Origin of the sequence: Nonomuraea sp. NPDC049646 (genome assembly GCF_044465525.1) — a bacterium.
Classification (GTDB): domain Bacteria; phylum Actinomycetota; class Actinomycetes; order Streptosporangiales; family Streptosporangiaceae; genus Nonomuraea.
The window spans coordinates 287,997-314,436 of record NZ_JBITLU010000005.1 but is presented as its reverse complement, the minus strand read 5'-3'; the positions used below and the strand labels follow the sequence as shown (position 1 = coordinate 314,436).

Genomic DNA, 26,440 nt, shown 5'->3' with positions numbered 1-26,440 from the left:
GGGGCCCGGCCCGTTCAGCCGGCCAGGGCGGTGCCGAAGTCGGTGCCCTTGGGGGGTTGCACGGACTGCACGTCGTCGGCGTTGCGCGGCGCCACCGCGACCTTCCCGTACGGCGGCCCGTCCGGCTGGCCCACGAAGAGCTTGTTGCCGCTGAAGGCCACCGACCAGCCGAACAGCCCCTCGGCCGTCGCGAGCTTCCGGTCGTCGGCCGGGTTCTTCCACGAGAACACCTGGACGCCGCCGCCGTAGGGCGCGCCGACGGCCAGCCTGCCGTCCGAGGAGGCGGCCATCGAGAAGCCGAACGCCTGCCTGCCGCCCTGCTTCACCATCCGGGTCTGCTTCCTGCCCAGGTCGAGGAGCTGCACGTAGCCGGGGCCTGGCGCGCTGACCGCGTACCCGTTGCCCTCGGCATAGGCGACCGCATAGCCGTACCGGTCGCCGGAGGACTTGGTGGGGGAGTCGAGCTTCAGGCTCGCGATCCGGGGAGCCAGCACGTCGTCGATGAAGACCACCGACCCCGAGTCGATCTTGCCGGCCTGGACCTGCCGTCCCGCGCCGTCGTCGTTCTCGTACGGGACGCCCACGACCAGGCCGTTGCGCGGCCCGATCGCCAGCGACCAGCCGAACTGGTCGCCGACCTCGCTGTTGCCGCGCACGTCCACGGTCTCCTGGCTGATCCGGCGCAGCGCGTCCGAGCCCTGACGCACGTAGACCGCGCCGGCGTCCTCGATCTGGCCGTCGTCCTCGTAGGGCGCGCCGATCACGATCAGGTCGTCCCTGGCCGCCAGCGACCAGCCGAAGTGCGCGAAGCGCTGCGGCTGCGGGGCGGTCAGGCGTTGCGGGGGCGCGGCCTTGCCGCCGTAGACGACGTAGACGCTGCCCGCGTCCTGCTCGCCGTCCACGTCCGCGAAGGGGGCGCCGACCAGCAGGTCGGCGCAGGAGTCGCCGTTGACGTCGGCCAGCCGTACGGACCAGCCCAGCCCGTCCCCCTTGACCGGCCCCGGCACGGCGACCGGGGTCACCTTGGCGCCCGACAGCAGGTGGACCGACCCCTTCTGCCCGTCGCCGAACGGGTCGCCCACGGCGACGTCGTCCGCGCCGTCACCGTCGAAGTCGGCGGCTCCCGCGCAGGCCGCCGCCGACCCGGCGGCGGCCGCCGGTGGCAGGACGCCGCCGGCGGCCAGCAGGACGGCCATCGCCACGGCCATCGCCACGGCCATCCTGCGGGCGCCGGCGGGAAGCGTTCGGACGGGGCTCACAGGGCGACCTCGATCTGTCGGCCGTTCTCCAGCATGGTCGCGGACAGTTTCACGGGCCTGCGATAGGGCGCCAGGTCGAACACGAAGGCGCCGTCCACCCGGCCGCCCGGCTGGAGGGCCGGGGGCAGGGTGACCGGGGCGGGGTCGTGCTCGCCGCCCTTGTCGTCGACCATGGTGACGACCGGCCGGACGAGCCGGCGGCGTTCACCGCCTGGATTGATCACGGTCCAGTGGACCACGCAGAGCTGCCCCTTCGTGGTGGTTTGCCCCTGGAACTCCTTCAGCCCGCACTCCGGCGCCTCCGGGACGACCGCGACCGGGTCGTCGAAGTTCCCGCCCAGCGCGAACCTGCGGCCCACGTCGCCCGGACGCGGGTTCGTCACGGCCCTGGAGGGGCTGTTAGAAGTGACGACGGTGGAGGAGTTGCGGCCGGAGTTCACGATCAGGACGGTCACGGTGACCACGATCGCCAGGACGGCGGCCGCGGCGGCGATCAGCCAGCGGGTGCCCTTCGTACGGGTGCCGCCCAGGGTGTCCGGTTCGTCGGGCGCGTACGTCAGGACGCCCGGATCCGTGCCCTCGCCGCTCCGGGACGCGGCGACCCGCCGGGAGTCGGTGGTGGATCGACGGTCGGTGGTGGATCGGGGGCCGGTGAAGGGGCCGGAGTCGGTGGCGGGGCGTGTCTCGGTGGCGGGCCGGGTGTCGGAGGCGCGCCCGGACTCGGGGGTTGGCCGGGACTCGGGGGTTGGCCGGTACTCGTTCGAGGGCAGCGACTCGTTGGGGGACCGTGATTCGATGGGGGACCGTGATTCGGTGGGGGGCCGTGATTCGGTGGTCGGCCGGGCCCGTGCCGGTTGGCCGCCCGAGGCGGCCTGCCTGCGGGCCAGTTGGCGGGCCTGCTCAAGCTGGCGCTCCTGCTCCTGGCGACGGGCCTGCGCCTCTGCCTCCCAGCGGGCCAGCTCCTCGCGGGCGGCCTGCTCCTCGCGCCGCGCCAGCTCTTCCGGGGATGCCTGCCGTGCCCCCGCCTGCCCGCCCGCTAAATCGGCGGCCCCTCCGAAAGCGTTCCGAACATCGCGCCCGGCCTCCGCCCCGAACGCCCCCGGCACCTTGGGCCGTCCCGCCCCCGCCCCGGGGGCTGCTCCAGCCCCCGCCCCGCCTCGTGCCCCGGCTCCTGGCCCCGAGCCTCCTCCTGGCCCCGAGCCCCCACCGGGTTCCGCGCCTCCTCCGAGCCCCGAGCCCCCTCCCGGCCCTGAGCTTCCTCCGAGCCCCGAGCCCCCTCCCGGACCCGTGGCGCCCCCGAAACCCGGGTTGCGTGCGCCCGTCGCGTCGCTCGGCGGCGGGGTCGTGAACGTGGCCGTGACGTCCGGCTCGTCCACGACGTTCTGCGGCGGCTCCCAGTCGGTCAGCATCTCCGTGGCGACCAACGTGGGCGGATTGTCGGAGATCGCCGGAGTGCTCCCGCCCACCAGCGCGATCAGGAGCTCCTGGGCCGTGGGCCGATGGGCGGGGTCCATGGCCGTGGCCCGGCGTACCAACTCGTTGAGAGGCGCGGGAAGCGCGCCGAGCTCGGGCGGCGTGTTCAGCACGCGGGTCGCCATCGTGATGGGATCGCCCCGCCCGAACGGATGCCGCCCGTTGCCCGCGTACGCCACCAGGCACCCCCAGGCGAAGATGTCCGCCGCAGGGGACACCAGCTCACCCCGCACCTGCTCAGGGGCCCACCAGCCGGGGCTGCCCAGCAGTTCACCCGAGAGCGTGAACCCGGTCTCCCGGTCCAGCGCCCTGGCGATCCCGAAGTCGATCACCCGCGGCCCGGACAGCGACAGGATGACGTTCGCCGGCTTCAGATCCCGATGCACCAGCCCCGCCACGTGGATCGCGGCCAGCGCCGCGGCGACCCCCAGCGCCACGCCGTGCAGCGGCCCCGGGTCGAGCGCCCCGAAAGTCACGATCTGATCGGACAGGGGGGTGCCCGCGATGTACTCGGTCACCATGTAGGGACGCCCGTCCCCGGTGTTGCCGTTGTCGAGCACCTGAGCCGTGCAGAACGACGCCACCCGGCGCGCATTGTCCACCTCGGCGTGGAAGCGGGCGGCGAACCCCTCCTGGTTGGCGAACTCCGCCTTCACCACCTTGAGCGCGACGAACCGCCCCGTCGGGGCCCTGGCGAGGAAGACGGTCCCCATGCCGCCTTCGCCGAGTCGTCCGAGCAGGCGGTAGGGCCCGATCTCCCGCAGATCGGTCGGACGGAGCGGCGCGGCGCCCGTTGGCTCCATCAGGGACGTCCCTTCCTGTTCCACGCCATCCTCTCCTTAGGTCTCCCCCATCCGCCATCGCAGGTTCTTCGATGCGGGAGACTGGTTGGATGATGAGGCTGTTGGGCCCTGCAGAAATACGTATTTTGGCGAACAAGCTAGATCTTCGCCCCACCAAAAAGCTAGGCCAGAACTTCGTGATCGACGCGGGGACCGTCCGGCGCATCGTCCGTGTGGCCGACCTGTCGGTCGACGACGTGGTCATCGAGGTCGGGCCCGGCCTCGGCTCGCTCACCCTGGCGCTCCTGCCCGAGGCCGCGCACGTGGTGGCCGTCGAGATCGACCCGGTCCTGGCCACCCAACTGCCCCTCACCGTCGCCGAGCGCGGCCCGTCCGACCGGCTCACGGTCGTCAACGCCGACGCCATGAGGATCGGCCTTGACGACCTCGCCGGTCACGACCCCACGGCCCTGGTGGCCAACCTCCCGTACAACGTGGCCGTCCCCGTGGTGCTCCACCTCCTGGAGACGCTGCCCTCGCTGCGCAAGGGCCTGGTCATGGTGCAACTGGAGGTCGCCGACCGCCTCGCCGCCGGTCCCGGCTCCAAGGTGTACGGCGTGCCGTCGGTCAAGGCCGCCTGGTACGCCGACGTACGCCGGGCGGGCCCGGTCGGCCGTACGGTGTTCTGGCCCGTCCCCAATGTGGACTCCGGGCTGGTCTCCCTGACCCGTCGTGAACCTCCCGCCACCACGGCCACCAGGGAAGAGGTCTTCGCCGTCGTGGACGCCGCCTTCGCCCAGCGCCGCAAGACCCTGAGGGCCGCCCTGGCGTCCTGGGCGGGCAGCCCGTCCCAGGCGGAAACGGCACTGAGAGCCGCCGGCGTGGACCCCTCAGCCAGAGGCGAACAACTCACCGTCGACTCCTTCGCCCGAATAGCCGAACAAAAGCCCTAACCCCCAGCGCACCCCCAAAGCGCCCCCCAGAACGCCCGCACAGGAACGCCCGCACCAGAGCGCCCGCACCCCTCGGATTGCACCAGCGCGCCCCACCAGCGTGCCCGTGGACGCAACCTCCACCAGCGCGCCCCCCACCACCAGGTTCCCTGCACCCCCGGCTTCTGGGGTCTTCGGCTCCCGGAGCTTCGCCATGCCAGGGACCCTTCAGCCCGAGGCATCCCCCACCCGCGCCTTGGCTGGACGCGTCCAATGCGGGCCCGCAGAGCCCCACCAGGTGCCCACAGAGGACACCCCCGGCGGTCTTCCACAACCCTCAGACGCTCAACCCCCACCTATCCACAGAACCCCGTTCGGCCCCTCCGACCCCGCCTCACCCACGTGATCCTGGCTCCCGTCCCCTCATCACGACGAAGGAGCCACCGATGAACCCCCGCCACCCCATCACCCAACTCTCGATCATCCTCAGCAGCGGCCTCCTGACCGTCACAGGAGCCCACCCCGCCCCCGCCAGAGCCACCCCCACTCCATGCCTCCGGGCCACCGTCACCATCCCCGCCACCGGCACCGGAGCAACCGCCACCACCCGCTGCCCGGCCCCCCACCACCCCAAGAGACCGAAGCCGAAGAAACCCAGAAAGCGCCCGAAGCGCAAGGGCGAAATCGCAGCCGCCGCAGCCCTCACCCAGTTGGGCGTCTCGTTCTCGTGGGGCGGCGGCTCCTCGAGAGGCCCCACCATCGGAGTCGGCACCGGCGCGAACACAAGAGGCTTCGACTGCAGCGGCCTCACCCTCTACGCCTGGTCCAAGGCAGGAGTAAGGCTCGGCCACTACACCGGCACCCAGTTCCGCCAGGGCCGCAGAGTCCCCCTCGCCTCCAGACGCAAGGGCGACCTCCTCTTCTTCGGCGGCACCGGCGACCCGACCCACGTAGCGCTCTACCTGGGCGACAACGTCATGATCCACGCCCCCCGCACAGGCGACGTGGTCCGAAGAACCAACTTCCTGAACTCCGCCTACTACCGAGCCACCTACCGAGGAACCATCCGCCCCGCCTGACCACACCCCCCACCAACAAGAACGGCCGACTCAGGCCCCCCAGTACGCCCTCCGCATAGACGCCCAGCAACCTGAGGCGTCCACCACCCACGGGCACCCCGCAACCCGCGGCGTCCACCACCCACGGGAGCCCATCAACTGGGCTGTTCACCCCTGGACCAGCACCACAGGCAACTGCCGCTCACCTGGCCAGCACCGCGGGCGCCCACCGTTCACCCTGACCGGCACCACAGGCGAGCGCCCGCCCGACCAGCACCCAAAAGAACCACTTCACCATGAGCGCCACTTACCGTCCGACGCAGACCGTCACCAGTTCCTTCACCACCGACGTGAGCAACGCCTGATCCGCAGCCCCCGCCGGCTCGTACTCCATGAGCCCCAACCCCACCACCTCGAACCGCTCCGCAATGGCCCTCACCAGTCCCACAAGCTCCTCAGGCCGGAACCCTTCAGGCGTAGGAGACCCCACGCTTCCGAAGATCTGCGGATCAAGCACATCGAAGTCGACATGCACATAAACAGCCGTCCGCTCCCCGCCCCCCGCCGCAGCCGCAGCACCGACAGCCTCGACCAGAGCGTCCGCATCCGCAGCCCGCACCCACCGCACACCCTGAGCCTCGACGAACGCGACCTCGGCCGGATCCAGATCACGCACCCCCGCCAGCACGATCTGCCCGGCCCCGACCGGCTGCCCGGCCACCAGCCCGTCAGGCCCTTCACCGGTCAACGCCCTCAGGACCATGCCATGAAAGGCCCCCGACGGCGACGACTCCGGCGTGTTCAGATCCCCATGCGCATCGAACCAGACGACGACCAGCCCATCCCCGAACCTCTGTCGCGCCGCCGCCACCGGCTCCAGTTCGACCCCGCAGTCCCCACCCGCCGTGACCAGAAGCCCGTCCCACCCAACCTCGACGACCGCATCCCGAACCCTGGCAGCAGTGACCACCAGATCATCGTCATCGACCTCGACCTGAATCCGACGATCCGCGTCCACCATCTCCGAAAGCAGCCGAGCCCCCTCACGCAGCCGCTCAGCCGTACGAGCCCCCGACCCCCGCCACTGCGGCACCTCGACAACCGTCACCTCGGACACGAGCACCTCCACATCAAGTAGTCCCCCCTCAGCATCCCAAGGACGAACCCATGCGGACCACCACAAACCCTGCGGAACCCGATCTACGAGAGTCGCATGGAAGCCCCGGCCGCCGTTCTGGACGGTGGCTGCCTCCCGCCTGCCTCGGCCCGGCCGGATCCCGCACGTTCAGCTCCCAGGCGGGTGGTGACGCGCCATGAGCACCCCTGACCCTGACCGTCCCCGGCGTCAGGCCCAGGGGTCCGACGAGGCAGCACCACTCCAGGCCCGGTCATCCACCCCGCTTGCACCCCTCGGGCGCCCGAGCCGGCGGGCCGGTCCAGCCGGACTCGGGGCCGCGTGCCCGATAGCCCAGCACCTGGCCCTCGCTCACCCCCGCACCCGTACGAGCCGCGTAGGAGACCGACGCGAGCAGCTCGCCCGTCCCGGGATCGAGGATGTGCCTGTCGCGGACCGTCGCCGTCCTGTCCGGCGACAGCAGTTGGCTTCCGGTGCCGCCGAAGTCCACCGAGAGCCCGGCTCTGCCCAGCGGGTCTCTGACCGTGCCGACGACCTTGGTGGACGGCGACCCGGCCAGCACCCGGATCACCGCCGCACGCTGGGCCGGACCGAGCGGCATGGCCAGAAGGTTCACGGTGACGGGCAAGAACTCCTCGAAGGACTGGGCGAACCCGCGAGCCGTCGAGAGCTCGTGGTAGGCGTGCAGCCGCTTCAGCAGAGCGTCAGGACGGGCCGGGAACCCGGACAGATCGGCCATGGTGAATTCGGCGACCGTCATATCGGGGTAAATCCCACGAGGCTCCAGCCCCGAGCTGTACCCGCAGCCCTTGGAACCGCCCACACCGCCCCCACGGGCCGACGGCGGCCCGCCTACGACATCCCCATCGCTCAGGGGAACCGGACGGCACGACGTCCTGCCGCCGACGTAGCACGGGCCCGCCACCTGGGCGGGCGCCCCGGAGGCGCGCCAGGCACGTTCGTCCGCGACCGTGGCCGGATGGGCGGCGGCCGACGACCACCGCCTGATCACCACGTCGGCGGGATCACGCGGCTGCCAGGTCTCCCGGCGCTCGACCACCATGATCATGTACCTGCCGCCGGCCGACCAGGCGTTCCCCTCGATCCGAACGTCACGCCAATACGCGCCGCTGCTCGCCGGCAGCCTCTCGATCCTGTCGGCGAGGTCGTACAGCTCCTGGTTGGGTCTCGACGGCGTGAGCACGGGCGGGGCCGCGGTCAAGCTCGTCACCAGCGTGACGACCAGCGTGACGACCAGGGCGACGACCGCGGCCGTCGCCGCCGGCGCCAAGAGGATCCGTAGACGGAGGTGCGGCAGGCGGCGTGCGCGCCGCGGCTCGTCCGCCATGATGGCGTCACGCAGCTCGCGCGCGCCGGGTCCCAGGGGAAGCGCGTACGGAGCGGGATCGATGGCCTGCACCAGGTCGTCTATGTCGTTCATGCCTTCCTCATCACCATCGTCAACGGCTGCCGCTCCAGCAGCGCCGCCAGCCGTCTGCGCGCGCGATGCAGCCGGGTCCGGGCGGCGATCGCCGTACATCCCATGACCTGGGCGATCTGCTCGCCGCTCAGCCCCTCCCAGCACGCCAGCGCCAGCACCTCACGGTCCCGTTCGGGCAGCTCGTCGAACGCCTTGCGCACGTGGTCCAACTCGACCGGCGTCACCGTCCGGACGGCGGCCAGTTCGTCGCGGAGGCGTTCGGTCAGCACGGCCCGCCGCGAGGCGCCGCGCTGCTGGTTGGCAAGCACCCGCCGGGCCACGCCGTACAGCCACAGCAACGCCTTGTCCCCCTGAGGGACGTCGCCGATCCGCCGCCAAGCGACGAGGAAGGTCTCGGCGAGCACGTCGGCCGTGTCCTCGGGCGAGCTGGTACGGCGGGCGGCGTACTGCTGTATCGCCGAGTAGTGCATGTCGTAGACCGCCTTGAAGCGATCTCGCTGCGTCACAGGTTCTCCTCGCGAAAAGTGCCGGACACCGTGGTAAATGTCCGGCATCCGCCAGCCTGTTGCGCCACCGCTGACAACGGCAGCGACCGTCACCGAAGCGGAAGGCAAGGCGTCGTCCCGGAGGGAAGGCCGGCCCGAAGAGGTGAGGGGCAGAAAGACGGCAATATCGGCGTATGAACCCCTGACTGGTAGAAAGGCGGACGAATCTCACTCTGCGTGGCCCGCAGTCGGCCATCTCACACGTCTAATTCCGAGAACCGCATGTCAGCGCACCCCACCCCGATAACATCGAGTGTCCTTGACCCCGGCAAGCGATGAAAGTGGCAGAAGATCGATGAGTTCGGTGACCGTACGTGTGCCCGCGAAGGTCAACGTGCAGCTTTCAGTCGGCCCGCTCCGGGAAGATGGCTACCACGACCTGGTCAATGTCTTCCACGCAGTGTCGATCTTCGATGAGGTGGTCGCGAAGGAGGCCGAGTCGATCACCGTCACGGTCAACGGCCGATGGTCCGACCAGGTGCCCGTCGACGACGACAACCTCGCCATCCGCGCCGCCCGCGCCCTCGCCAAGCACGCGGGCCGCTCGTACGGCGCCGACCTGATCATCGAGAAGGCCATCCCGGTCGCCGGCGGCATGGCGGGCGGCAGCGCCGACGCGGCGGGGGCTCTCGTCGCGTGCAACGAGCTCTGGGGGCTCGGCCTGCCGTTCGAGGACCTCATGGAGATCGCCGGAGACCTGGGCAGCGACGTACCGTTCTCGCTGCTCGGCGGCACGGCGGTCGGCACCGGGCGCGGCGAGCAGCTCAGCGAGCTGCCCACGGGAGGCACGTTCCACTGGGTGTTCGCGCTGGCCGACGGCGGCCTGTCGACCGCCAAGGTCTACGCGGAGTGCGACCGCCAACGGGAGGCGTCGAACGCCCGCGTGCCCTGGCCCGAGCTCGACGCCCCGCTCATCGAGGCCCTCGGCACCGGCGACGCGTACGCCCTGGGCGCCCACCTGAGCAACGACCTCCAGGCCGCCGCCCTGGCCCTGCGTCCCGAGCTCGCCACGACGCTCGACAGCGGGCGCCAGCACGGCGCGCTGGGCGCGATCGTCTCCGGTTCCGGCCCCACCTGCGCCTTCCTGGCCATCGACGCCACCCACGCCCGCGACCTCGCCAACAGCCTCACCGCCACCGGCGCCGCCACCACCACGGTCGCCGCCCACGGCCCCGTAACCGGCGCCACCCTGCTCTAACCCCCTGGTGACGCACCCCTCCAGCGCCCCACGACCACCCCCACGCCGGCCCGCACGGGCCGCCTGGCTGGGCATGGCACGACAGTCGGCACGGTGGTCCGAGGTTGCGGCCTGAGGTGGTGGCCTGAGGGTGGCGGCTATGGGCAGCCCGAGGCGGCTACCTGGGGCAACAGCCTGAGGCGCTGGCTCGCGGTGCTTGTTGGGGCGGCGGCCTATGGGAGCGGGCGAAAGGCCCGTGGTCGCTCTTGTGGTGGGTGCCGTCATCATCCGCTGGCCCCCGGATCTGAACAGCGGTGGGGCACGGGTATCGGTTCGGGGGCTGGCTTGTACAGAACCGCGAGGGCCGGCGCTTCATCACGCGGGGGCGACGCCCGCAGAAGCTACGGACGTGAGCCTGGCGCTCAAGGCGAGCATTCGGTCCGGCAATCCCTGGCCCGTAGACGATCAAGGGACGTCGTGGGCGTCGGGAAGCGGTTGAGGGGACCGATACCCTGGACACGTCATGAATCTGGTCAACCTTGAGTCGGTCTCCCACGCCTACGGGCCCAAGCCGCTCCTCAGCGACGTCTCCCTGGGCATCGAGGCCGGGGAGCGCATCGGCGTCGTCGGCCGCAACGGGGGCGGTAAGACGACCCTGATGTCGGTCATCGCCGGTGACGTGCGTCCCGACAGCGGCCGGGTCACCCACACGCGCGGGCTGCGGGTCGGGTTCCTGTCCCAGCAGGACACCCTCGACCCCGAGGCCACCGTGAGCCAGCTCGTCCTGGGGGACAGGGCTGAGCACGAATGGGCAGGTGACCAGCAGGTCCGCGAGATCCTGGCGAACCTGATCGGCGACCTCGACCTCAGCGCCAAGGCCGCCGCGCTGTCCGGTGGCGAGCGCAGGCGTACGGCGCTGGCCCGTCTGCTCATCGACGACCACGACCTGGTCATGCTCGACGAGCCCACCAACCACCTCGACATCGAGGCGATCGCCTGGCTCGCCGCCCACCTGGCGGCCAGGAAGAGCGCCCTGCTGGTCGTGACCCACGACCGCTGGTTTCTCGACGCCGTCTCCACCCGCACGTGGGAGGTCGTCGACGGCCGGGTCGAGCGCTACGAGGGCGGTTACGCCGCGTACGTGCTGGCCAAGGCCGAGCGCGCGCGCATCGCCCAGGCCGCCGAGGAACGCCGCCAGAACCTCATGCGCAAGGAGATCGCCTGGCTGCGGCGCGGTCCGCCCGCCCGCACGTCCAAGCCGAAGTTCCGGATCGACGCCGCACAGGCCCTGATCGCGAACGAGCCGCCGGCGCGTGAGACCGTCGAGCTGATGCGGTTCGCCGCGGCCAGGCTCGGCAAGACCGTCTACGACCTGGAAGACGTCACCCTGCACGCGGGCGGCCCCGGCGACGGGCCGCTGGTGCTCGATCACTGCACCTGGCAGTTCGGGCCGGGCGACCGGATCGGCCTGATCGGCGTCAACGGGTCGGGCAAGTCGTCGGTGCTGCGGTTGCTCGCCGACGGCGTCCAGCCCGACTCGGGCCGGGTGATCCGGGGCAAGACCGTACGTCTGGCGCATCTGTCCCAGGAACTGACCGAGCTCGACCCGTCGCGGCGGGTGCTGGAGTCGGTGGAGGAGATCCGCAAGTACCTCCAGCTGGGCAAGCGGGAGTGGACGGCGTCCCAGTTGCTGGAGCGTCTGGGCTTCAAGGGCGACGCGCAGTGGAAGGTCATCGGCGACCTGTCCGGCGGCGAGCGGCGGCGGCTGCAGCTGCTGCGCCTGCTGATGGACGACCCCAACGTGCTGCTCCTCGACGAGCCCACCAACGACCTCGACATCGAGACGCTCAACGAGCTCGAAGACCTGCTGGACGGCTGGCCGGGCACGCTGATCCTGGTGAGCCACGACCGCTACTTCCTGGAGCGGGTGACCGACCGGTGCGTGGCGCTGCTGGGTGACGGCAAGCTCGTGCTGCTGCCGGGCGGGGTCGACGAATACCTCGAACGCCGCAGCGCAGGCACGGCGGTGACCGCCCGTGTCGGCAGCGCCCCCGCCTCGGCGTCCGGCGCTGTGGCCCCTGCCGCGGTTTCGTCCGGCACGCAGCCGGAGACCGGGCTGTCGGCCAAGGAGGAACGCGAGCTCCGCAAGGAACTCAACCGCCTGGAACGCCAGCTCGACAAGCTCGGCGACCAGGAGGCCCGCCTCCACGCCGCCATGGCCGAAGCCGCCAGCGACTACGCCAAGCTGGGCTCCCTCGACGCCCAGCTACGCGACGTCCTGGCCCAGAAGGACACCGTCGAGGCGGAATGGCTCGAACTGGCCGACCGCCTCGGCGACTGACCCCCGCCACGCTCTCCCACACGAGGGTCCGCACCGGTCCGACGGCCGCCTGTTCGACGGCCGCCGGAGAGGCGGCGTCGGTGGTACAGGTCGCAAGCCAGTGACCGACGTGATGGCCTCCGCCGCAGGTCGGCGAGGCCCCTAGAGGTCAGTCCACGCTCTGCCTCGGCCGGATGCCGGCCGCCGTCGGCGGGCCAGGCCCATGGGGGGTCAGTCCCTCAGATCCGCCTTGGGGGACGTTCGCCGGTGTCGGTGGGTGAGGCTCATGGAGGTCAGTCCCGCCGGCCCGCCTTGACGCTCGCCGACGTCGGCGGCCAGGGCTCTGCACAGCGACGGAACCGCATCAGAGAGCCCGCGTAAGAGAACCTCGGCATGGGGACCCCGCGGAAGAGCAGAACCGCGGAAGAGCAGAATCGCCTCGCAAGCAGCAGAGCAGCAGAGCAGCAGAAGCGCAGTACCCCAGAGGACGGAGCCGCAGCAGAGCAGGGCCGCACGCGGCCGGCCGCCGTCGTCACTGCTGGAAGCGTCGCCGTTGTCCGGGGCCCGCAGGCCCCCCGAAATGGGGGCCGTTCGCGGCGGCGCAGGTCGGAAGAGCCTGCGTGGGACCTCGTAGAGGGTTATTGGGGGGAGTCGAAGGGGGCGAGGAGGAGGCGCAGGAGGGCGGCGAGGGAGCGCTGGTCGGCGGGTTGGAGGCCGGAGAGCAGGTCGCGCTCACGCCGGAGCAGGTCGGCGAACGCCGCGTCCACCCGCGCCACCCCCGTGTCCGTCAGCGACACCAGCACGCCGCGCCGGTCCTCGGGGTCGGGCCGCCGCCGCACCAGACCCGCCTGCGCGAGCCGGTCGATGCGGTTGGTCATCGTGCCGGACGTCACCAACGTGGCCCGCAGCAGGGCCCCGGGGCTCAGCTCGTACGGCTTCCCGGCCCGCCGCAACGCGGTGAGCACGTCGAACTCCCAAGGTTCCAGATCATGTTCGGCGAACGCCGCCCGCCTGGCGCGGTCGAGATGTTTGGCCAGCCGTGACACCCTGGAGAGGACCTGGAGGGGCTCGACGTCGAGATCGGGCCGCTCGATCCGCCATGCCGCGACCAGCCGGTCGACCTCGTCATCCTGTGGCGTCATGACACAGAGTCTACTGTCTTGACATCGAGATATCTCTCTCGATATCAATTATCTCTATGTCAAGAGATATCTGGGACCCGGTGACCTACGCCGTCTACGCCGACGAGCGGTCGCGGCCGTTCATCGAGCTGATATCCAGAGTCGGTGCGGTGGCTCCCGATTATGTCGTGGACGCGGGCTGCGGCAGCGGCGAACTCACCGTCATGCTGGCCGAACGCTGGCCGGACGCCACCGTCGAGGGCTTCGACGCCTCGCCCGCGATGATCAGCAAGGCTCGCAAGCTCACCAGCTCGGTGCACTTCGCCGTGGCCGACGTCGACACCTGGCACCCCGACCGCCCCATGGACGTGATCGTCTCCAACGCCGTCCTGCAGTGGGTGCCCTCCCACCACGGCGTGCTCGAACACTGGCTGGAGGAGCTGGCCCCGGGTGGCTGGCTGGCCTTCCAGGTGCCGGGCAACTTCGACGCCCCGAGCCACGTCGCCATCCGCGAGCTGTGCGCCTCCCGCACCTGGTCCGACCGGCTCAGCGACCTCAACAGGACCAACCCGGTGGACGACCCGATCCAGTATCTCGACTTCCTCAACGACGGCGGCTGCCAGGTGGACGCCTGGGAGACCACGTACGTGCACCTGCTCCAGGGCGAGAACCCGGTCCTCGACTGGGTCTCCGGCACGGCCCTGCGTCCGATCTTCGACCGGCTCGACCCTGAGGAGCAGCGGCGGTTCAAAGCCGACCTGGCCGGGCCGCTCGCCGAGGCCTACCCGGCCAGAAGCTACGGCACCCCCTTCCCCTTCCGCCGCATCTTCGTGGTGGCCCAGAAATGACCCGTGGTGGCCCCGAGATGACCCGTGGAGACCAGAGATGACGATCAAAGCCCTGCACCACGTGCAACTGGCCGCCCCCAAGGGCAGCGAGCCCGACCTGCGCGCCTTCTACGGCGACGTGCTCGGCCTGCGCGAGGTCCCCAAGCCGCCGGAACTGGCCAAACGCGGCGGCGCCTGGTTCCGCGGCGACGGCGTGGAGATCCACCTCGGCATCGAGGACGACTTCAGGCCCGCGCGCAAGGCTCATCCGGCGTTCCTGGTCGAGGACCTCGACGCCTACGCGGCCAGGATCCCCGGCGCGGTGCCCGACGACCTCTTCCCGGGATATCGCCGGATCTACGTCACGGACCCCGTGGGCAACTGGATCGAGCTCCTGCAAGCCGTGTGATGTTCATCTCCAGGTGGCATCATGGTCCGAAATCGGACACTTGTGAGGTGCAGTGGGCATCGAGATCGAGGACAAGTTCGACGTTCCGGCCGACTACACGATCCCGGACCTGAGCGGCCTGGCCCAGGTCACGGGCCCGCGCAGTCACCAGCTCGTGGCGCTCTACTACGACACGGCCGATCTGCGGCTGGCCGCGCGCGGCGTCACACTCAGGCGCAGGCGCGGCGGCGACGACGCGGGCTGGCACCTGAAGCTGCCCAAGGCCAGGGGCGTGCGCCAGGAGATCACGTGCCCGCTCACCCGCAGCACCAAGGTCGTGCCGCCGGAGCTGGCCGAACTCGTCCGGGCCTACGCCAGGGGCGCGGAGCTCCAGGTCGTGGCCGAGCTCGACACCCGGCGCAGCGTCACCCTGCTGCACGACGGCGGCACCCGGCTGGTCGAGATCGCCGATGACCGGGTGAAGGGCACCGTCCACCGGGACGGCAAGGTGCTGCGGTGGCGCGAGGTCGAGGCCGAGCTGCTGGCCGAGGACCGGCGGGACCTGCTGGCCAAGGTCGGCAAACGGCTGCGCAAGGCCGGGGCGAGCCCGGCGGGCAGCGCCAGCAAGCTCGCCCGGCTCCTCGAACCCGCCCCGCCCGCCAGGGCCGCCACCGAGCCCGGCACGGCGGGCGAGACCGTCATCGACTACCTGTCGAGCCAGGTCGCCGCCCTGCTCAGCCAGGATCCGCGGGTGCGCAGGGCCGAGGAGGACGCCGTCCACCAGATGCGGGTGGCCTCGCGCAGGCTGCGCAGCGCGCTCAAGGCGTTCAAGTCGGTGGTGACCGGGACGGAACGGGTCCAGGAGGAGCTGCGCTGGCTCGGCACGGTGCTCGGCGAGGCCCGCGACCTGGAGGTGATCAGGGCCAGGTTCGCCGGGGAGCTGTCCGGCCTCGCCCCCGAGCTGGTCACCGGCCCCATCCAGACCCGGCTCGGCGCGGACCTGCGCGTCCGCGAGCAGGAGGCGTACGAGCGCATCAAGGACGCGCTCAGCGGCGACCGCTACTACGCCCTCCTGGACGCCCTCGACGCCCTGATCGCCACCCCCGAGCTGGGCAAGGCCGCCGCCAAGCCGGCGAAGGACAAGCTCACCGCCCTGGCCGCCGCCGGCTGGGACCGCGTGACCAGGGCGTACGAGGTCGCCCAGGCCACCGAGGACGCAGGACGCCGCGAGGTCGCCCTGCACGACGTCCGCAAGGCGGCCAAACGCGCTCGATACACCGCCGAAGCCCTCGAACCCACTCTCGGCAAGGGCATGGCCAGGCTGGCCGAGCTGGCCGAGAACGTCCAGGAGGTGCTGGGGGCGCACCGGGACGGCGTGGTCGCCCAGGAGACGCTGGCCAAGGAGGCCGAGGGCGCCCGGCAGGCGGGCGAGGACACCTTCACGTACGGGCTGCTGATCGGCATCGAACGCAGCACCGCCGAACGTGCCGAGGCCGATTTCCCCAGAGTCTGGGCGGAAACCGTGAAGGCGGTTAAGAAGGTTCTATGACGAACCTTCCGGCAATACCCTTCGCGCGCAGCGACCCCCTCGAAGTCCCGGCGGCCTACCGGGAGCTGCGGGCGAAGGAGGGCATCGCGCGGGTGCGCACCTCGGTGGGCGACGAGGTCTGGCTGGTCACCGGCTACGAACAGGCACGCAGGCTGTTCAGCGACAGCCGGCTGGGACGCTCCCACCCCGAGCCCGAGCGGGCGCCGCGCGTGTCGAACTCGGCCCTGCTCGGCGGGCCGCAGGGCGAGGCCGCCACCGAGAAGGCCGACCACGAGCGCCTGCGCAGGCTGTTCGCGCCCTCCTTCTCGGCCCGGCGGATGAGGCGGCTGGCCGGCGAGGTCGGCACGCTGGTCGAGGAGCGGCTGGACCGCCTGGCCGGGCTGGGGCCGCCGGCCGACCTGCACGCCGAGCTCTCCTTCCCGCTGCCCGTGCTGGTCATCTGCCGGCTGCTCGGCGTCCCGTACGAGGACAGGGAGTACTTCAGCGGCGTGTCCGCGCGCATGGCAGACCTGCGGGACGAGGCGGCCGGCGAGGCGGCATGGGCGGAGCTGAGCGCCTACATGGCCGGGCTGATCGCCCGCAAGCGGCACGAACCCGCCGAAGACGTCCTGTCGGACCTGGCGGGCGAGCTGGACGACGACGGCAAGGTCGCCGAGCTGGCCGCCGGTCTGCTGTTCGCCGGGCACGAGACCACGGTCAACCGCATCGACCACGGCGTGCTCCTGCTGCTGGCCAACCCCGGCCAGCTCGACCTGCTGCGGGCGGATCCCGGGCTCGCGCCCGCCGTGGTCGAGGAGATCCTGCGCATGGCCGTGCCGAGCCTGCACGGCCTGCCCAGGTACGCCCACGAGGACATCGAGATCGACGGCCGTACGATCCGCCGCGGCGAGGCCGTCGTCCTCAACCCTGGCGTGGCGAACCGGGACGAACAGGTCTATCCCGATCCCGACACCTTCGTCATCGGCCGCCCTCCGACCGACCCGCATCTCGCCTTCGGGTACGGCCCGCGGTTCTGCATCGGCGCGAGCCTGGCCAGGGTGGAGCTGGAGGCGGTGTTCAGCCGGCTCTTCCAGCGTCTGCCCGGCCTGCGCCTGGCCGTCCCGGTCGCCGAGCTGCCGCGCAACGAGGGCAGGGTCACCCAGGGTTTCGCCCGCCTGCCCGTGACCTGGTGACCCGCCGAAGCCGCCAAAGCCGTAAAGGCCCTAAAGGCCGCCGAAGCGGCCCGAGCGGTCAGGTCGCGTAGCGTTCCACGCCGACGACGTGCCCGCCGGCCCGGTGCAGCACCGCGAACGCGCCCTTGCGCAGGTGCACGTCCTTGCCGCTGAGCGCGTGGATCAGGTGCGGCAGGACCTTGCCGTGGCTGCACACGGCGGCGGGCACGGCGAGGTCGCCGACCAGCTCCGGCGTCTTGCGCGGGTCCTGGCCCTCCTCGCTGAGCAGCGGCTCGGTCCTGATCTCGGTCCCGTACGGCTCCAGCGTCTGGACGCACCGCCGGCTGGGCGAGCTGACCAGCAGCTCGGGCCGGTACGCGGGCAGCGCGGTGGCCAGGGCGGCGGCCTGGGAGCCGCCGTGCTCGTCCAGCGGGCGCAGCGCGTCGTCGCCGTCCCACTTGCTCCTGGACCCGGCCGTGGCGTGCCGGACGAGCACCAGCGGCACGGTCGCGAGCGGCGCGGCGGTCAGGGCGCGCAGCAGCCCGGCGTCCCACTCGTAGGTCAGCAGCTCGCGGGCCCGGTCGACGGGCAGCCAGCGCAGCCCGTCGACCTCGTCGCCCGGCTCGAAGCCCGCGTCGGAGGCGACCCGCGCGGTCCAGTAGTCGACGCGCTTGAGCCGGCCGCCGCTGAGGTAGTGGATCGGCGGCAGGGCGCGGCCCAGGACGACCGTCAGCCCGGTCTCCTCGGTGACCTCGCGCAGGGCGGCGGCGATGACGTGCTCGCCGCTCTCCAGCTTGCCCTTGGGGAAGGTCCAGTCGTCGTAGCGCGGACGGTGGATCACCGCCACCTCGGGGCTGCTCTCCGCGCCCCTCCAGACCACGGCTCCGGCGGCCCGGAGCAGCTCAGTCGTCAACGGTCCTCCATCGCCTGGTGCCGACGAGATGGCTCTGCAGGTCCTCGCCGTCGTGGCGGATCCAGGTGCCGTCGGAGTTGAGCCACCACGCGTTCGTGGTGTCGGCCATGGCCAGGTCCATCAGCTCGATCAGGTACGCCTTGTGCTGCTGCGAGGTCACCTTGACCAGGGCCTCGACCCGCCGGTCGAGGTTCCTGCGCATCAGGTCGGCGCTGCCGATCCACACCTCGGGACGCCTGCCGAGGCCGAACTCGTACACGCGGGAGTGCTCCAAAAAGCGCCCCAAAACCGACCTTACGCGGATATTTTCTGACAAATTGGGGATTCCTGGGCGAAGGATGCAGATACCGCGCACCCACAGGTCCACCGGCACCCCCGCCCTGGACGCCCGGTAGAGCGCGTCGATGATCGGCTCGTCCACCAGCGAGTTCGTCTTGATCCTGATCCGCGCCGGACGGCCCGCCTGCTGGTGGGCGATCTCCCGGTCGATCCTGGCCAGCAGGCCGCTGCGCATCGAGTGCGGCGCGACCAGCAGCCGGCGGTAGGCCGAGTGGTTGGAGTAGCCGGTCAGGTGGATGAACAGGTCGGTGACGTCCTCGCCCACCAGCGGGTCGGCGGTGAGCAGGCCGAAGTCCTCGTACTGGCGGGCCGTCTTGGGGTTGTAGTTGCCGGTGCCGATGTGGCAGTAGCGGCGCAGCTCGCCCGAGGGCTCCTGCCGTACGACGAGGGCCAGCTTGCAGTGGGTCTTGAGGCCGACCACGCCGTAGACCACGTGGCAGCCGGCCCGCTCCAGCTTCCTGGCCCAGGAGATGTTGGCGTGCTCGTCGAAGCGGGCCTTGATCTCCACGACCACGACGACCTGCTTGCCCGCCTCGGCCGCGTCGATCAGCGCGTCGACGATGGGCGACTCGCCGCTGGTCCGGTAGAGGGTCTGCTTGATCGCCAGCACCCGCGGGTCGGCCGCGGCGACCTCGATGAACCGCTGCACGCTGGTCGCGAACGAGTCGTACGGGTGGTGCAGCAGCACGTCGCGCTCGCGCAGGGTGGAGAAGAGGTCGTCCTCGGCGTTGATCACCTCGGCCGGCACGAACGGGCGGAAGCTCAGCTCGCCGCGGTCGAGGTCGGCGATGGCGTGCAGGCCGGTGAGGTCGAGCGGGCCGGGCAGCCGGTAGATCTCGTGCGGGGCCAGCTCCAGCTCCTCGATGAGCGGGGCCAGCACCTCCGGCGTGATCGTGTCCTCGACCTCCAGCCGCACGGGCGGCCCGAACCGCCGCTTGAGCAGCTCCTTCTCCAGCGCCTGCATGAGGTTCTCGGTGACGTCCTCGTCGACGTCGAGGTCTTCGTTCCTGGTGACGCGGAAGACGTGGTGCTGGAGGATCTCCATGCCCTTGAAGAGCTGGCCGAGGTGCGCCGCGATGACGTCCTCCAGCGGCACGAACCGGTCCTTCGACGCCGGCACGAACCGGGGGAGCTGCGAGGGCACCTTCACCCGCGCGAAGACGGTGTGGTCGGTCATCGGGTTGCGCACCAGCACGGCCAGGTTGAGGCTGAGCCCGGAGATGTAGGGGAACGGGTGCGCCGGGTCGACCGCCAGCGGCGTCAGCACCGGCCTGATCCGCTCCCTGAACAGCTTGCGCAGCTCCGTGCGCTCCTCGCGGCCCAGGTCGTCCCACCGGACGATCTCGATGCCCTCGGTCGCGAGCTGGGGGCAGACGCGGTCGTGGAAGGCGGCGGCGTGCCGCTTGGCCAGGGAGTCGGCGATCGTGGCGATCCGGGCCAGCTCCTCGCGCGGCTTGAGCCCGCTCTTGGTGCGCAGCAGCAGGCCGGTGGCCATGCGCCGCTTGAGGCCGGCCACCCGTACGCGGAAGAACTCGTCCAGGTTGCTGGCGAAGATGGCCAGGAAGCGCACCCGTTCGAGCAGCGGGACCGACGGGTCCTCGGCCAGTTCGAGGACGCGCTCGTTGAACTGGAGCCAGCTTTCCTCGCGGTTGAGGAACCGCTCCTGTGGCAGGGGCAGGTCGTTTCCCGATTGCAGCGGTTCCGCGGACATATGGCCTATATTGCCCCGATTGGTTGAACGGAACGTTAACGTAGCCGCAACGAACTCACTCTGGCTGGTCGGCCTGCTCAAGGCGTGCGGCGCGCTCGGCGAGCCTGGCCTCCCGCTGACGGATCTTCTCCTCGCGCTCGCGGGCCTTCTCCGCCTCCTTCAGCAGCCGCTCGCGCTCCTTCAACTCTCGTACCCTGGCTTTCTCCGCGTCACGCAACTCTCGCTGGCGGAGCTTCTCGGCTTCCTTGAGCTCCTTCTCGCGGGCCTTCTCGAACTCGCGCAGATCCTTGTCGCTGACGCGCGGCTTGGCGGCGGCGGCGGCCTGGTTGCGGGTGGCCACCGAGATCGCCGGGCTCGGGTTCAGGCCGGTCAGGCCGTTCCAGGCCAGGTTCACCAGGTGCGCGGCGACCTCCTCGCGGCCCGGCTTGCGCACGTCCAGCCACCACTGGCCGGTCAGCGCGACCATGCCGACCAGCATCTGGGCGTACATGGGGGCGAGCTTGGGGTCGTAGCCGCGGCCGGCGAACTCGTCGGCCAGGACGTCCTCCACCTGGCTGGCGATCTCGCTGATCAGGCTGGCGAACGTGCCCGTGCCCGAGGCCGCGTGCGAGTCGCGCACCAGGATGCGGAAGCCCTCGCTGCTCTCCTCGATGTACTGGAGCAGGGCCAGGGCGGCCCGCTCCAGCTTGATGAGGGAGTGGGAGGCGGCGAGGGCCGAGGTGATCATGCCCAGCAGCTTCTGCATCTCGCGGTCGACGACGACCGCGTAGACGCCTTCCTTGCCGCCGAAATGCTCGTACACCACGGGCTTCGACACCTGCGCGGTGGCGGCAATCTCCTCTATCGAGGTCCCGTCGAACCCCTTCTCGGCGAACAGCGTGCGGCTGATCCGGATCAGCTGCTCTCTGCGCTCTCTACCGGACATGCGCCTGCGAGATCGGGGTTCGGTCACGGGTTCCATAATGACGGCCACGGACGAATGGCCGTTCATCGGCTGATTCTCGTCAGGCAATGCGCTTCGCCGCCAGGCGTTCTGGCGTCGGCCAGCGCACGTCGTACACCCAGCCCGCCCGTTCGAAGAGGCGGATCAGGCCGGCGCTGAGGTCGATCTGGCCCTTGAGCGCGCCGTGCCGGGCGCAGGTGGGGTCGGAGTGGTGCAGGTTGTGCCAGGACTCGCCGAACGACGGGATGGCCAGCCACCAGACGTTGCGCGACTTGTCACGCACCTGGAAGGGCTCCTCGCCGAAGACGTGGCAGATCGAGTTGATCGACCAGGTCACGTGGTGCAGCAGGCCGATGCGGATGAGCGAGCCCCAGAACAGCGCGGTCAGGCCGCCCTGCCAGGACCAGGTCAGCAGCAGGCCGAGCACGCCGGGCAGCAGGACCGAGACGAGGGCCAGCGTGGGGAACCACTTGTGCAGCTTCTGGATGTCCTCGTCCTTGCACAGGTCGGGGGCGTACTTCTCGCGGTTGGTGCGCTCGCTCTCGAACAGCCAGCCCATGTGGGCGTACAGCAGGCCCTTGGACATCGACTTGAAGCCGGGGCCGAAGCGCCACGGCGAGTGCGGGTCGCCCTCCTTGTCGGAGAACTTGTGGTGCTTGCGGTGCGTGGCCACCCAGTCCAGGACGGACATCTCCAGCGACAGGCTGCCCGCGATGCCCATCGCGATCTTCAGTGGCCGCTTGGCCTTGAACGAGCCGTGCGTGAAGTAGCGGTGGAACCCGACGGTGACGCCGAGCCCGGAGACGACGTAGAAGACGAAGGCGATGACGATGTCCGTCCAGCCGAGTCCCCATCCCCAGGCCAGGGGCACCGCCGCCGCGAGCGCGACCAGGGGCAGCCCGACCACGAGAGCGAACGTGATGATCTCTGCTCTGGATTTCGGTTCGGGTTCGAAGTCGGGCTTCGGGGCGGGGGAGGAACGCTCGGCGAGAACGGTCATGGGCTACCTCCAACTACATGTATGAGGATGAATGTCCAGGCTACGCCACCGTAACCTACGCCATCGTAAGTAAGGAAGCCCTAAGCTGTGGATGTCACTTAGCTGACGGTCGGCTCGCCCAGGTGAGTGGGTTTCGTACCTTGCGGCTTTTGGGGTGGTCTGTTATGCGACCAGCGTGCCGACTACCCCCGCGTGTCCCCGGTATACGCGGCACTGGAGATGTGCGAGAGAATTGAGGGCGCATACGCCCGTGCGGGCTCGGTATCGTAGGGGCTGTGTGTCGGACGCCACGGCGTCCGGTCCGTCCCGGATCGTCTAATCGGCAGGACAAGTGGTTTTGGTCCACTTTGTAGGGGTTCGAGTCCTCTTCCGGGAGCCTTGACAGCCATCCCGCGGCTCCCCGCGCGAGAGAGTTCCGAACCGGGCAGGTATCCTCACGGTGTCGGGAGGGTTGCGGTGCGGTAGCCGCGCCGACGACCCTGATCCGTCCAGTCACAGGGAGCCTCAGTCCGTGAGTGTGCCGCGCCCGGCAGCCGTCATCGTCCTCGCCGCCGGCGAGGGCACCCGGATGAAGAGCCAGACCCCGAAAGTCCTCCACGAGCTGTGCGGCCGCGCGCTGGTCGACCACATGCTCGCCGCCGCCCGCGACCTCGATCCCGAGCGGCTCATCGTGGTCATCGGCCATGCGCTCGAACAGGTCGGCGGTCATCTGGCCGCCACCAGCCCCGACGCGCGCGCCGTCGTCCAGCGTGAGCAGCGCGGCACCGGCCACGCCGTCCGCACCGTGCTCGAAGAGGTCGGCACGATCGCCGGCACGATCCTGGTCACCTACGGCGACGTGCCCCTCATGCAGGCCCGCACGCTCGCCACGCTGCTCGCCAAGCACGCCGCCGACGGCAACGCGGTCACCGTGCTGACGGCCGAGGTGCCCGATCCGACCGGTTACGGCCGGATCATCCGCGACCCCTCCGGCGCCGTGCTGGAGATCGTCGAGGAGAAGGACGCCGACGACGAGCAGCGCGCGATCAAGGAGATGAACTCCGGCATCTACGCCTTCGACGGCCTGCTGCTCGCCGACGCCGTCAAGCGCGTGTCCACCGACAACGCCCAGGGCGAGGAGTACCTCACCGACGTCCTCGGCATCCTGCGCGGCGACGGCCACCGGGTCGGCGCCTGCGTGGCCGCCGACTACGTCGAGGTCGAGGGCGTCAACGACCGCGTCCAGCTCGCCTTCGCCCGCAAGGTGCTCAACCAGCGGCTGCTGGAGCAGCACATGCGCGCCGGCGTCACCGTCGTCGACCCGGCCACCACGTGGGTCGACGTGGGCGTCGAGATCGGGCCCGACGCCGTCGTTCACCCCGGCACCCAGCTCCACGGGCGCACGGTCGTCGGCGCCGGAGCCGAGGTCGGCCCGGCCACCACGCTGACCGACACCCGCGTCGGCGAGGGCGCCGTCGTGCGCAACGCGGTCTGCGACAACGCCGACATCGGCCCCGAGGCCAACGTCGGCCCCTACGCCTACCTGCGTCCCGGCACCGTGCTCAGCCGCAGGTCGAAGGCGGGCACGTTCGTCGAGATGAAGAACACCAAGGTCGGCGAGCGCTCCAAGGTGCCCCACCTCACCTACGCCGGCGACGCCACCATCGGGGAGGACGTCAACATCGGCGCCTCCACCGTCTTCGTCAACTACGACGGGGTCGACAAACACCACACCACCGTGGGCGACGGCGCGTTCGTCGGCTGCGACACCATGCTCATCGCCCCCGTGACGATCGGCGAAGGCGCCAACACCGCGGCCGGGTCCGTGATCGTCAGCGACGTACCCCCAGGGGCGATGGGCGTGGCCAGGGCGCGACAGCGCAACATCGAGAAATGGGTCCTGCGCAAGCGCGCGGGCACCAAGTCGGCCGCCGCCGCCGAACGGGCGCTGGCCGAGCGAGCACAGCAGGAGAACGAACAGTGACCAGCATCAAACAGCCGGGCGAGAAGAACCTCATGCTCTTCTCCGGCCGGGCCTATCCAGAGCTGGCCGAAGAGGTCGCCGAGCACGTCGGCGTCTCACTCACCCCCACCAAACTGATCGACTTCGCCAACGGCGAGATCTACGCCCGCTACCTTGAGTCCGTCCGCGGCTGCGACGCGTTCGTGATCCAGAGCCACACCGGTCCCATCAACAAGTGGATCATGGAACAGCTCATCATGGTCGACGCGCTCAAGCGGGCCTCGGCCAAGCGCATCACCGTGGTCATGCCGTTCTTCGGCTACGCCCGCCAGGACAAGAAGGGCCGCGGCCGCGAGCCCATCACGGCCCGGCTGATGGCCGACCTGTTCAAGACCGCCGGCGCCGACCGGCTCATGTCGATCGACCTGCACACCTCGCAGATCCAGGGCTTCTTCGACGGTCCCGTCGACCACCTGTTCGCGATGCCGGTCCTGGAGAGCTACCTGAAGAACAAGCTCGACCTGGAGAACACGACGGTCGTCTCGCCCGACACCGGCCGCGTCCGCCTGTCCGAGCGCTGGGCCGACACCCTCGGCACGCCCCTGGCCTTCATCCACAAGCGCCGCGACCTCGACGTGGCCAACTCCGTGAAGGTCAGCGAGGTCGTCGGCAAGGTCAGCGGGCGCACCTGCGTGCTGATCGACGACATGATCGACACCGCCGGCACGATCTGCAAGGCCGCCGACGCCCTCTACGAGCAGGGCGCCACCAACGTCATCGTCGCCGCCACCCATGCGGTCTTCTCCGACCCCGCCGTCGACCGGCTGAAGAACTCGCGCATCTCCGAGGTCATCGTGACCAACACGCTGCCCCTGTCGGAGGCCAAGCGGTTCGACAAGCTGACGGTGCTCTCGATCGCGCCGCTCATCGCCCGCGCCGTCACCGAGGTCTTCACCGACGGCTCCGTCACGAGCCTGTTCGAGGGCGACACCTGAGCGAGTAAGCTGTACGGGTTGCGCTCGTAACGCCTTCCGCTAGGGCGGGTGAGGGGGAGCGCGCCACAATCCGATCTCTGCATCCCTAGGAGATGTCGTGTCTGAAGTACGTATCGCCGCCGAGCCGCGCACGGTGTTCGGCAAGGGCGCCGCCCGCAAGATCCGCCGCGCCGACAAGGTGCCCGCCGTCCTCTACGGGCACGGCATCGACCCCAAGCACCTCACCCTGCCCGGTCACGAGGTGCTGCTCGCCCTGCGCACGCCCAACGTGCTGATCCGCCTCCAGGGTGACGGCGTCGACGAGCTGGCCCTGCCCAAGGGCGTGCAGCGCGACCCGATCAAGGGCTTCGTCGAGCACGTCGACCTGCTCCTGGTCAAGCGCGGCGAGAAGGTCACCGTCGAGATCCCGGTCACCACGACCGGCGACGTCAACTCCGAGGGCCTGCTCGACCAGCAGCTCGTCTCGGTGGCCGTCGAGGCCGAGGCCACCCACATCCCCACCGGCGTCGAGGTCGACGTCGAGGGCATGGAGGTCGGCACCGTGATCACCGCCGCGCAGCTCGACCTGCCGTCGGGCGCCACGCTGGCCGCCGACCCCGAGGCCGTGGTCCTCCACGTCATCGCCAAGCCGACCGAGGAGCCCGCCGCCGAGGCCGAGGAGGCCGCCGAGGGCGAGACCGCCGAGGCCGAGGGCGAGGGCGAGAGCGCCGAGGCTGCCGCCGAGTAAGCACGTACCGCGACGACGGGGGTGGCGCGAGGCCGCCCCCGTTCCGCTGTAAGGGAGCGCACATGGACCGCTGGCTGATCGTCGGACTGGGCAATCCGGGACCCGAATACGCGGGTAACAGGCACAACGCGGGCTTCATGGTGCTCGACGAGCTGGCCGCGCGGGCCGGCGGGCGCTTCAAGGCGCACAAGAGCAGGTCCGAGGTGCTGGAGACGCGGGCGGCCGTGCTGGCCAAGCCGCTGACGTACATGAACCTGTCGGGCGGGCCGGTCAAGGCGCTCGCCGACTTCTACAAGATCGGCCCCGATCGGCTGATCGTCGTCCACGACGAGCTCGACGTCCCCTACGGCGCGCTGCGCGCCAAGCTCGGCGGCGGCGACAACGGCCACAACGGGCTCAAGTCCATCACCAAGGTCCTCGGCACCCGCGACTACCTGAGGGTGCGCTTCGGCATCGGCCGGCCGCCCGGCCGCATGGACCCGGCCACCTTCGTGCTCCGCGACTTCGTCACCGTCGAGCGCAAGGATCTGCCCTTCCTCGTCGACCGGGGCGCCGACGTCGTCGAATCGCTCATGGCCCGTGGCCTGGAAGCCACCCAGAACGACTTCCACCGGGCTGATCTCCACATTTCCGGCCCTCCACGCTGATCGCCGCATAGAACCGTTCGCCGCCTGTCGTGGCGCACGCGCGGCTAGCATCGGTGACTGTCCGT

At 70.6% G+C, this 26,440-nt stretch carries 22 protein-coding genes and 1 tRNA gene; 13 read left to right on the top strand and 10 right to left on the bottom strand.

The window, feature by feature from the left end; all coding sequences use genetic code 11:
• Window positions 1–14: 14 nt before the first annotated feature.
• Together ACIBQ8_RS17040 and ACIBQ8_RS17035 are read right to left on the bottom strand one after the other, a co-directional pair.
• Complete coding sequence (locus ACIBQ8_RS17040) at window positions 15–1,259, bottom strand: FG-GAP-like repeat-containing protein (RefSeq protein WP_397192362.1); 1,245 nt, start codon at window positions 1,257–1,259, stop codon at window positions 15–17.
• A complete protein-coding gene (locus tag ACIBQ8_RS17035; protein ID WP_397192361.1) occupies window positions 1,256–3,559 on the bottom strand; it encodes a protein kinase in 2,304 nt (767 codons plus the stop codon). The genes ACIBQ8_RS17040 and ACIBQ8_RS17035 overlap by 4 nt, the downstream gene beginning before the upstream one ends.
• A 47-nt stretch (window positions 3,560–3,606) precedes the next feature.
• Between ACIBQ8_RS17035 and rsmA the strand changes: the two genes are divergently transcribed.
• Complete coding sequence (gene rsmA / locus ACIBQ8_RS17030) at window positions 3,607–4,467, top strand: 16S rRNA (adenine(1518)-N(6)/adenine(1519)-N(6))-dimethyltransferase RsmA (RefSeq protein WP_397192360.1); 861 nt, start codon at window positions 3,607–3,609, stop codon at window positions 4,465–4,467.
• 425 nt (window positions 4,468–4,892) lie between these two features.
• A complete protein-coding gene (locus ACIBQ8_RS17025) occupies window positions 4,893–5,525 on the top strand; it encodes an NlpC/P60 family protein (protein WP_397192359.1) in 633 nt (210 codons plus the stop codon).
• A 286-nt stretch (window positions 5,526–5,811) separates the two neighbouring features.
• Here the strand turns inward: ACIBQ8_RS17025 and ACIBQ8_RS17020 are convergent, their stop codons facing one another.
• The 3 genes from ACIBQ8_RS17020 to ACIBQ8_RS17010 form a co-directional block, all read right to left on the bottom strand.
• Window positions 5,812–6,621, bottom strand: a complete 810-nt coding sequence (locus ACIBQ8_RS17020) for an arginase family protein (RefSeq protein ID WP_397192358.1) — start codon at window positions 6,619–6,621, stop codon at window positions 5,812–5,814.
• A 271-nt stretch (window positions 6,622–6,892) separates the two neighbouring features.
• The gene (locus ACIBQ8_RS17015; RefSeq protein ID WP_397192357.1) at window positions 6,893–8,080 is read right to left on the bottom strand and encodes a CU044_5270 family protein; all 1,188 of its coding nucleotides are present in this window, start codon (window positions 8,078–8,080) and stop codon (window positions 6,893–6,895) included.
• Entirely contained in the window at window positions 8,077–8,586 is a 510-nt protein-coding gene (locus ACIBQ8_RS17010; protein ID WP_397192356.1) for an RNA polymerase sigma factor, read from the bottom strand. The genes ACIBQ8_RS17015 and ACIBQ8_RS17010 overlap by 4 nt, the downstream gene beginning before the upstream one ends.
• 334 nt (window positions 8,587–8,920) lie before the next feature.
• Between ACIBQ8_RS17010 and ACIBQ8_RS17005 the strand changes: the two genes are divergently transcribed.
• A complete protein-coding gene (locus ACIBQ8_RS17005; protein ID WP_352321954.1) occupies window positions 8,921–9,823 on the top strand; it encodes a 4-(cytidine 5'-diphospho)-2-C-methyl-D-erythritol kinase in 903 nt (300 codons plus the stop codon).
• Window positions 9,824–10,325: 502 nt separating this feature from the next.
• Window positions 10,326–12,143, top strand: coding sequence for an ABC-F family ATP-binding cassette domain-containing protein (locus tag ACIBQ8_RS17000; protein ID WP_397176745.1), 1,818 nt, complete (start codon window positions 10,326–10,328; stop codon window positions 12,141–12,143).
• Window positions 12,144–12,760: 617 nt separating this feature from the next.
• Here the strand turns inward: ACIBQ8_RS17000 and ACIBQ8_RS16995 are convergent.
• Window positions 12,761–13,264, bottom strand: coding sequence for a MarR family transcriptional regulator (locus ACIBQ8_RS16995; protein WP_352321957.1), 504 nt, complete (start codon window positions 13,262–13,264; stop codon window positions 12,761–12,763).
• A gap of 56 nt (window positions 13,265–13,320) precedes the next feature.
• Between ACIBQ8_RS16995 and ACIBQ8_RS16990 the strand changes: the two genes are divergently transcribed.
• The 4 genes from ACIBQ8_RS16990 to ACIBQ8_RS16975 are packed head-to-tail and all read left to right on the top strand — an operon-like array spanning window position 13,321 to window position 17,179.
• Complete coding sequence (locus tag ACIBQ8_RS16990) at window positions 13,321–14,091, top strand: trans-aconitate 2-methyltransferase (RefSeq protein WP_397176747.1); 771 nt, start codon at window positions 13,321–13,323, stop codon at window positions 14,089–14,091.
• Between the two features lie 37 nt (window positions 14,092–14,128).
• Entirely contained in the window at window positions 14,129–14,479 is a 351-nt protein-coding gene (locus ACIBQ8_RS16985; RefSeq protein WP_397192355.1) for a VOC family protein, read from the top strand.
• Between the two features lie 52 nt (window positions 14,480–14,531).
• Window positions 14,532–16,007, top strand: a complete 1,476-nt coding sequence (locus tag ACIBQ8_RS16980) for a CHAD domain-containing protein (RefSeq protein ID WP_397192354.1) — start codon at window positions 14,532–14,534, stop codon at window positions 16,005–16,007.
• Window positions 16,004–17,179 carry a cytochrome P450 gene (locus ACIBQ8_RS16975; RefSeq protein ID WP_397176751.1) on the top strand — a complete coding sequence of 392 codons (1,176 nt, stop codon included), beginning with the start codon at window positions 16,004–16,006 and terminating at the stop codon, window positions 17,177–17,179. Before ACIBQ8_RS16980 ends, ACIBQ8_RS16975 begins: the two co-directional genes overlap by 4 nt.
• A gap of 58 nt (window positions 17,180–17,237) precedes the next feature.
• Here the strand turns inward: ACIBQ8_RS16975 and ACIBQ8_RS16970 are convergent, their stop codons facing one another.
• The 4 genes from ACIBQ8_RS16970 to ACIBQ8_RS16955 are packed head-to-tail and all read right to left on the bottom strand — an operon-like array spanning window position 17,238 to window position 22,064.
• The gene (locus tag ACIBQ8_RS16970) at window positions 17,238–18,071 is read right to left on the bottom strand and encodes an NUDIX domain-containing protein (protein WP_397176753.1); all 834 of its coding nucleotides are present in this window, start codon (window positions 18,069–18,071) and stop codon (window positions 17,238–17,240) included.
• Window positions 18,061–20,121 (bottom strand): RNA degradosome polyphosphate kinase, encoded by a 2,061-nt coding sequence (locus ACIBQ8_RS16965; RefSeq protein ID WP_397192353.1) that lies wholly within the window; start codon window positions 20,119–20,121, stop codon window positions 18,061–18,063. Before ACIBQ8_RS16965 ends, ACIBQ8_RS16970 begins: the two co-directional genes overlap by 11 nt.
• A gap of 55 nt (window positions 20,122–20,176) precedes the next feature.
• Window positions 20,177–21,082 (bottom strand): TetR family transcriptional regulator, encoded by a 906-nt coding sequence (locus ACIBQ8_RS16960; RefSeq protein WP_397192518.1) that lies wholly within the window; start codon window positions 21,080–21,082, stop codon window positions 20,177–20,179.
• 43 nt (window positions 21,083–21,125) lie between these two features.
• A complete protein-coding gene (locus ACIBQ8_RS16955) occupies window positions 21,126–22,064 on the bottom strand; it encodes an acyl-CoA desaturase (RefSeq protein WP_397176759.1) in 939 nt (312 codons plus the stop codon).
• A 304-nt stretch (window positions 22,065–22,368) separates the two neighbouring features.
• Between ACIBQ8_RS16955 and ACIBQ8_RS16950 the strand changes: the two genes are divergently transcribed.
• The 5 genes from ACIBQ8_RS16950 to pth all read left to right on the top strand — a co-directional run bounded on the left by ACIBQ8_RS16950 (window position 22,369) and on the right by pth (window position 26,375).
• Window positions 22,369–22,440: transfer RNA gene (locus ACIBQ8_RS16950), tRNA-Gln, on the top strand.
• A gap of 135 nt (window positions 22,441–22,575) precedes the next feature.
• Entirely contained in the window at window positions 22,576–24,027 is a 1,452-nt protein-coding gene (gene glmU, locus ACIBQ8_RS16945; protein ID WP_397176761.1) for a bifunctional UDP-N-acetylglucosamine diphosphorylase/glucosamine-1-phosphate N-acetyltransferase GlmU, read from the top strand.
• Complete coding sequence (locus ACIBQ8_RS16940) at window positions 24,024–25,001, top strand: ribose-phosphate diphosphokinase (RefSeq protein WP_352321976.1); 978 nt, start codon at window positions 24,024–24,026, stop codon at window positions 24,999–25,001. The genes glmU and ACIBQ8_RS16940 overlap by 4 nt, the downstream gene beginning before the upstream one ends.
• Before the next feature lie 97 nt (window positions 25,002–25,098).
• Window positions 25,099–25,728: a 50S ribosomal protein L25/general stress protein Ctc gene (locus tag ACIBQ8_RS16935; protein WP_397176763.1), complete on the top strand. Its 630-nt coding sequence runs from the start codon at window positions 25,099–25,101 to the stop codon at window positions 25,726–25,728.
• 62 nt (window positions 25,729–25,790) lie between these two features.
• On the top strand, window positions 25,791–26,375 hold the full coding sequence (gene pth, locus ACIBQ8_RS16930) for an aminoacyl-tRNA hydrolase (protein WP_397176765.1): 585 nt from the start codon (window positions 25,791–25,793) through the stop codon (window positions 26,373–26,375).
• Window positions 26,376–26,440 lie beyond the last annotated feature (65 nt).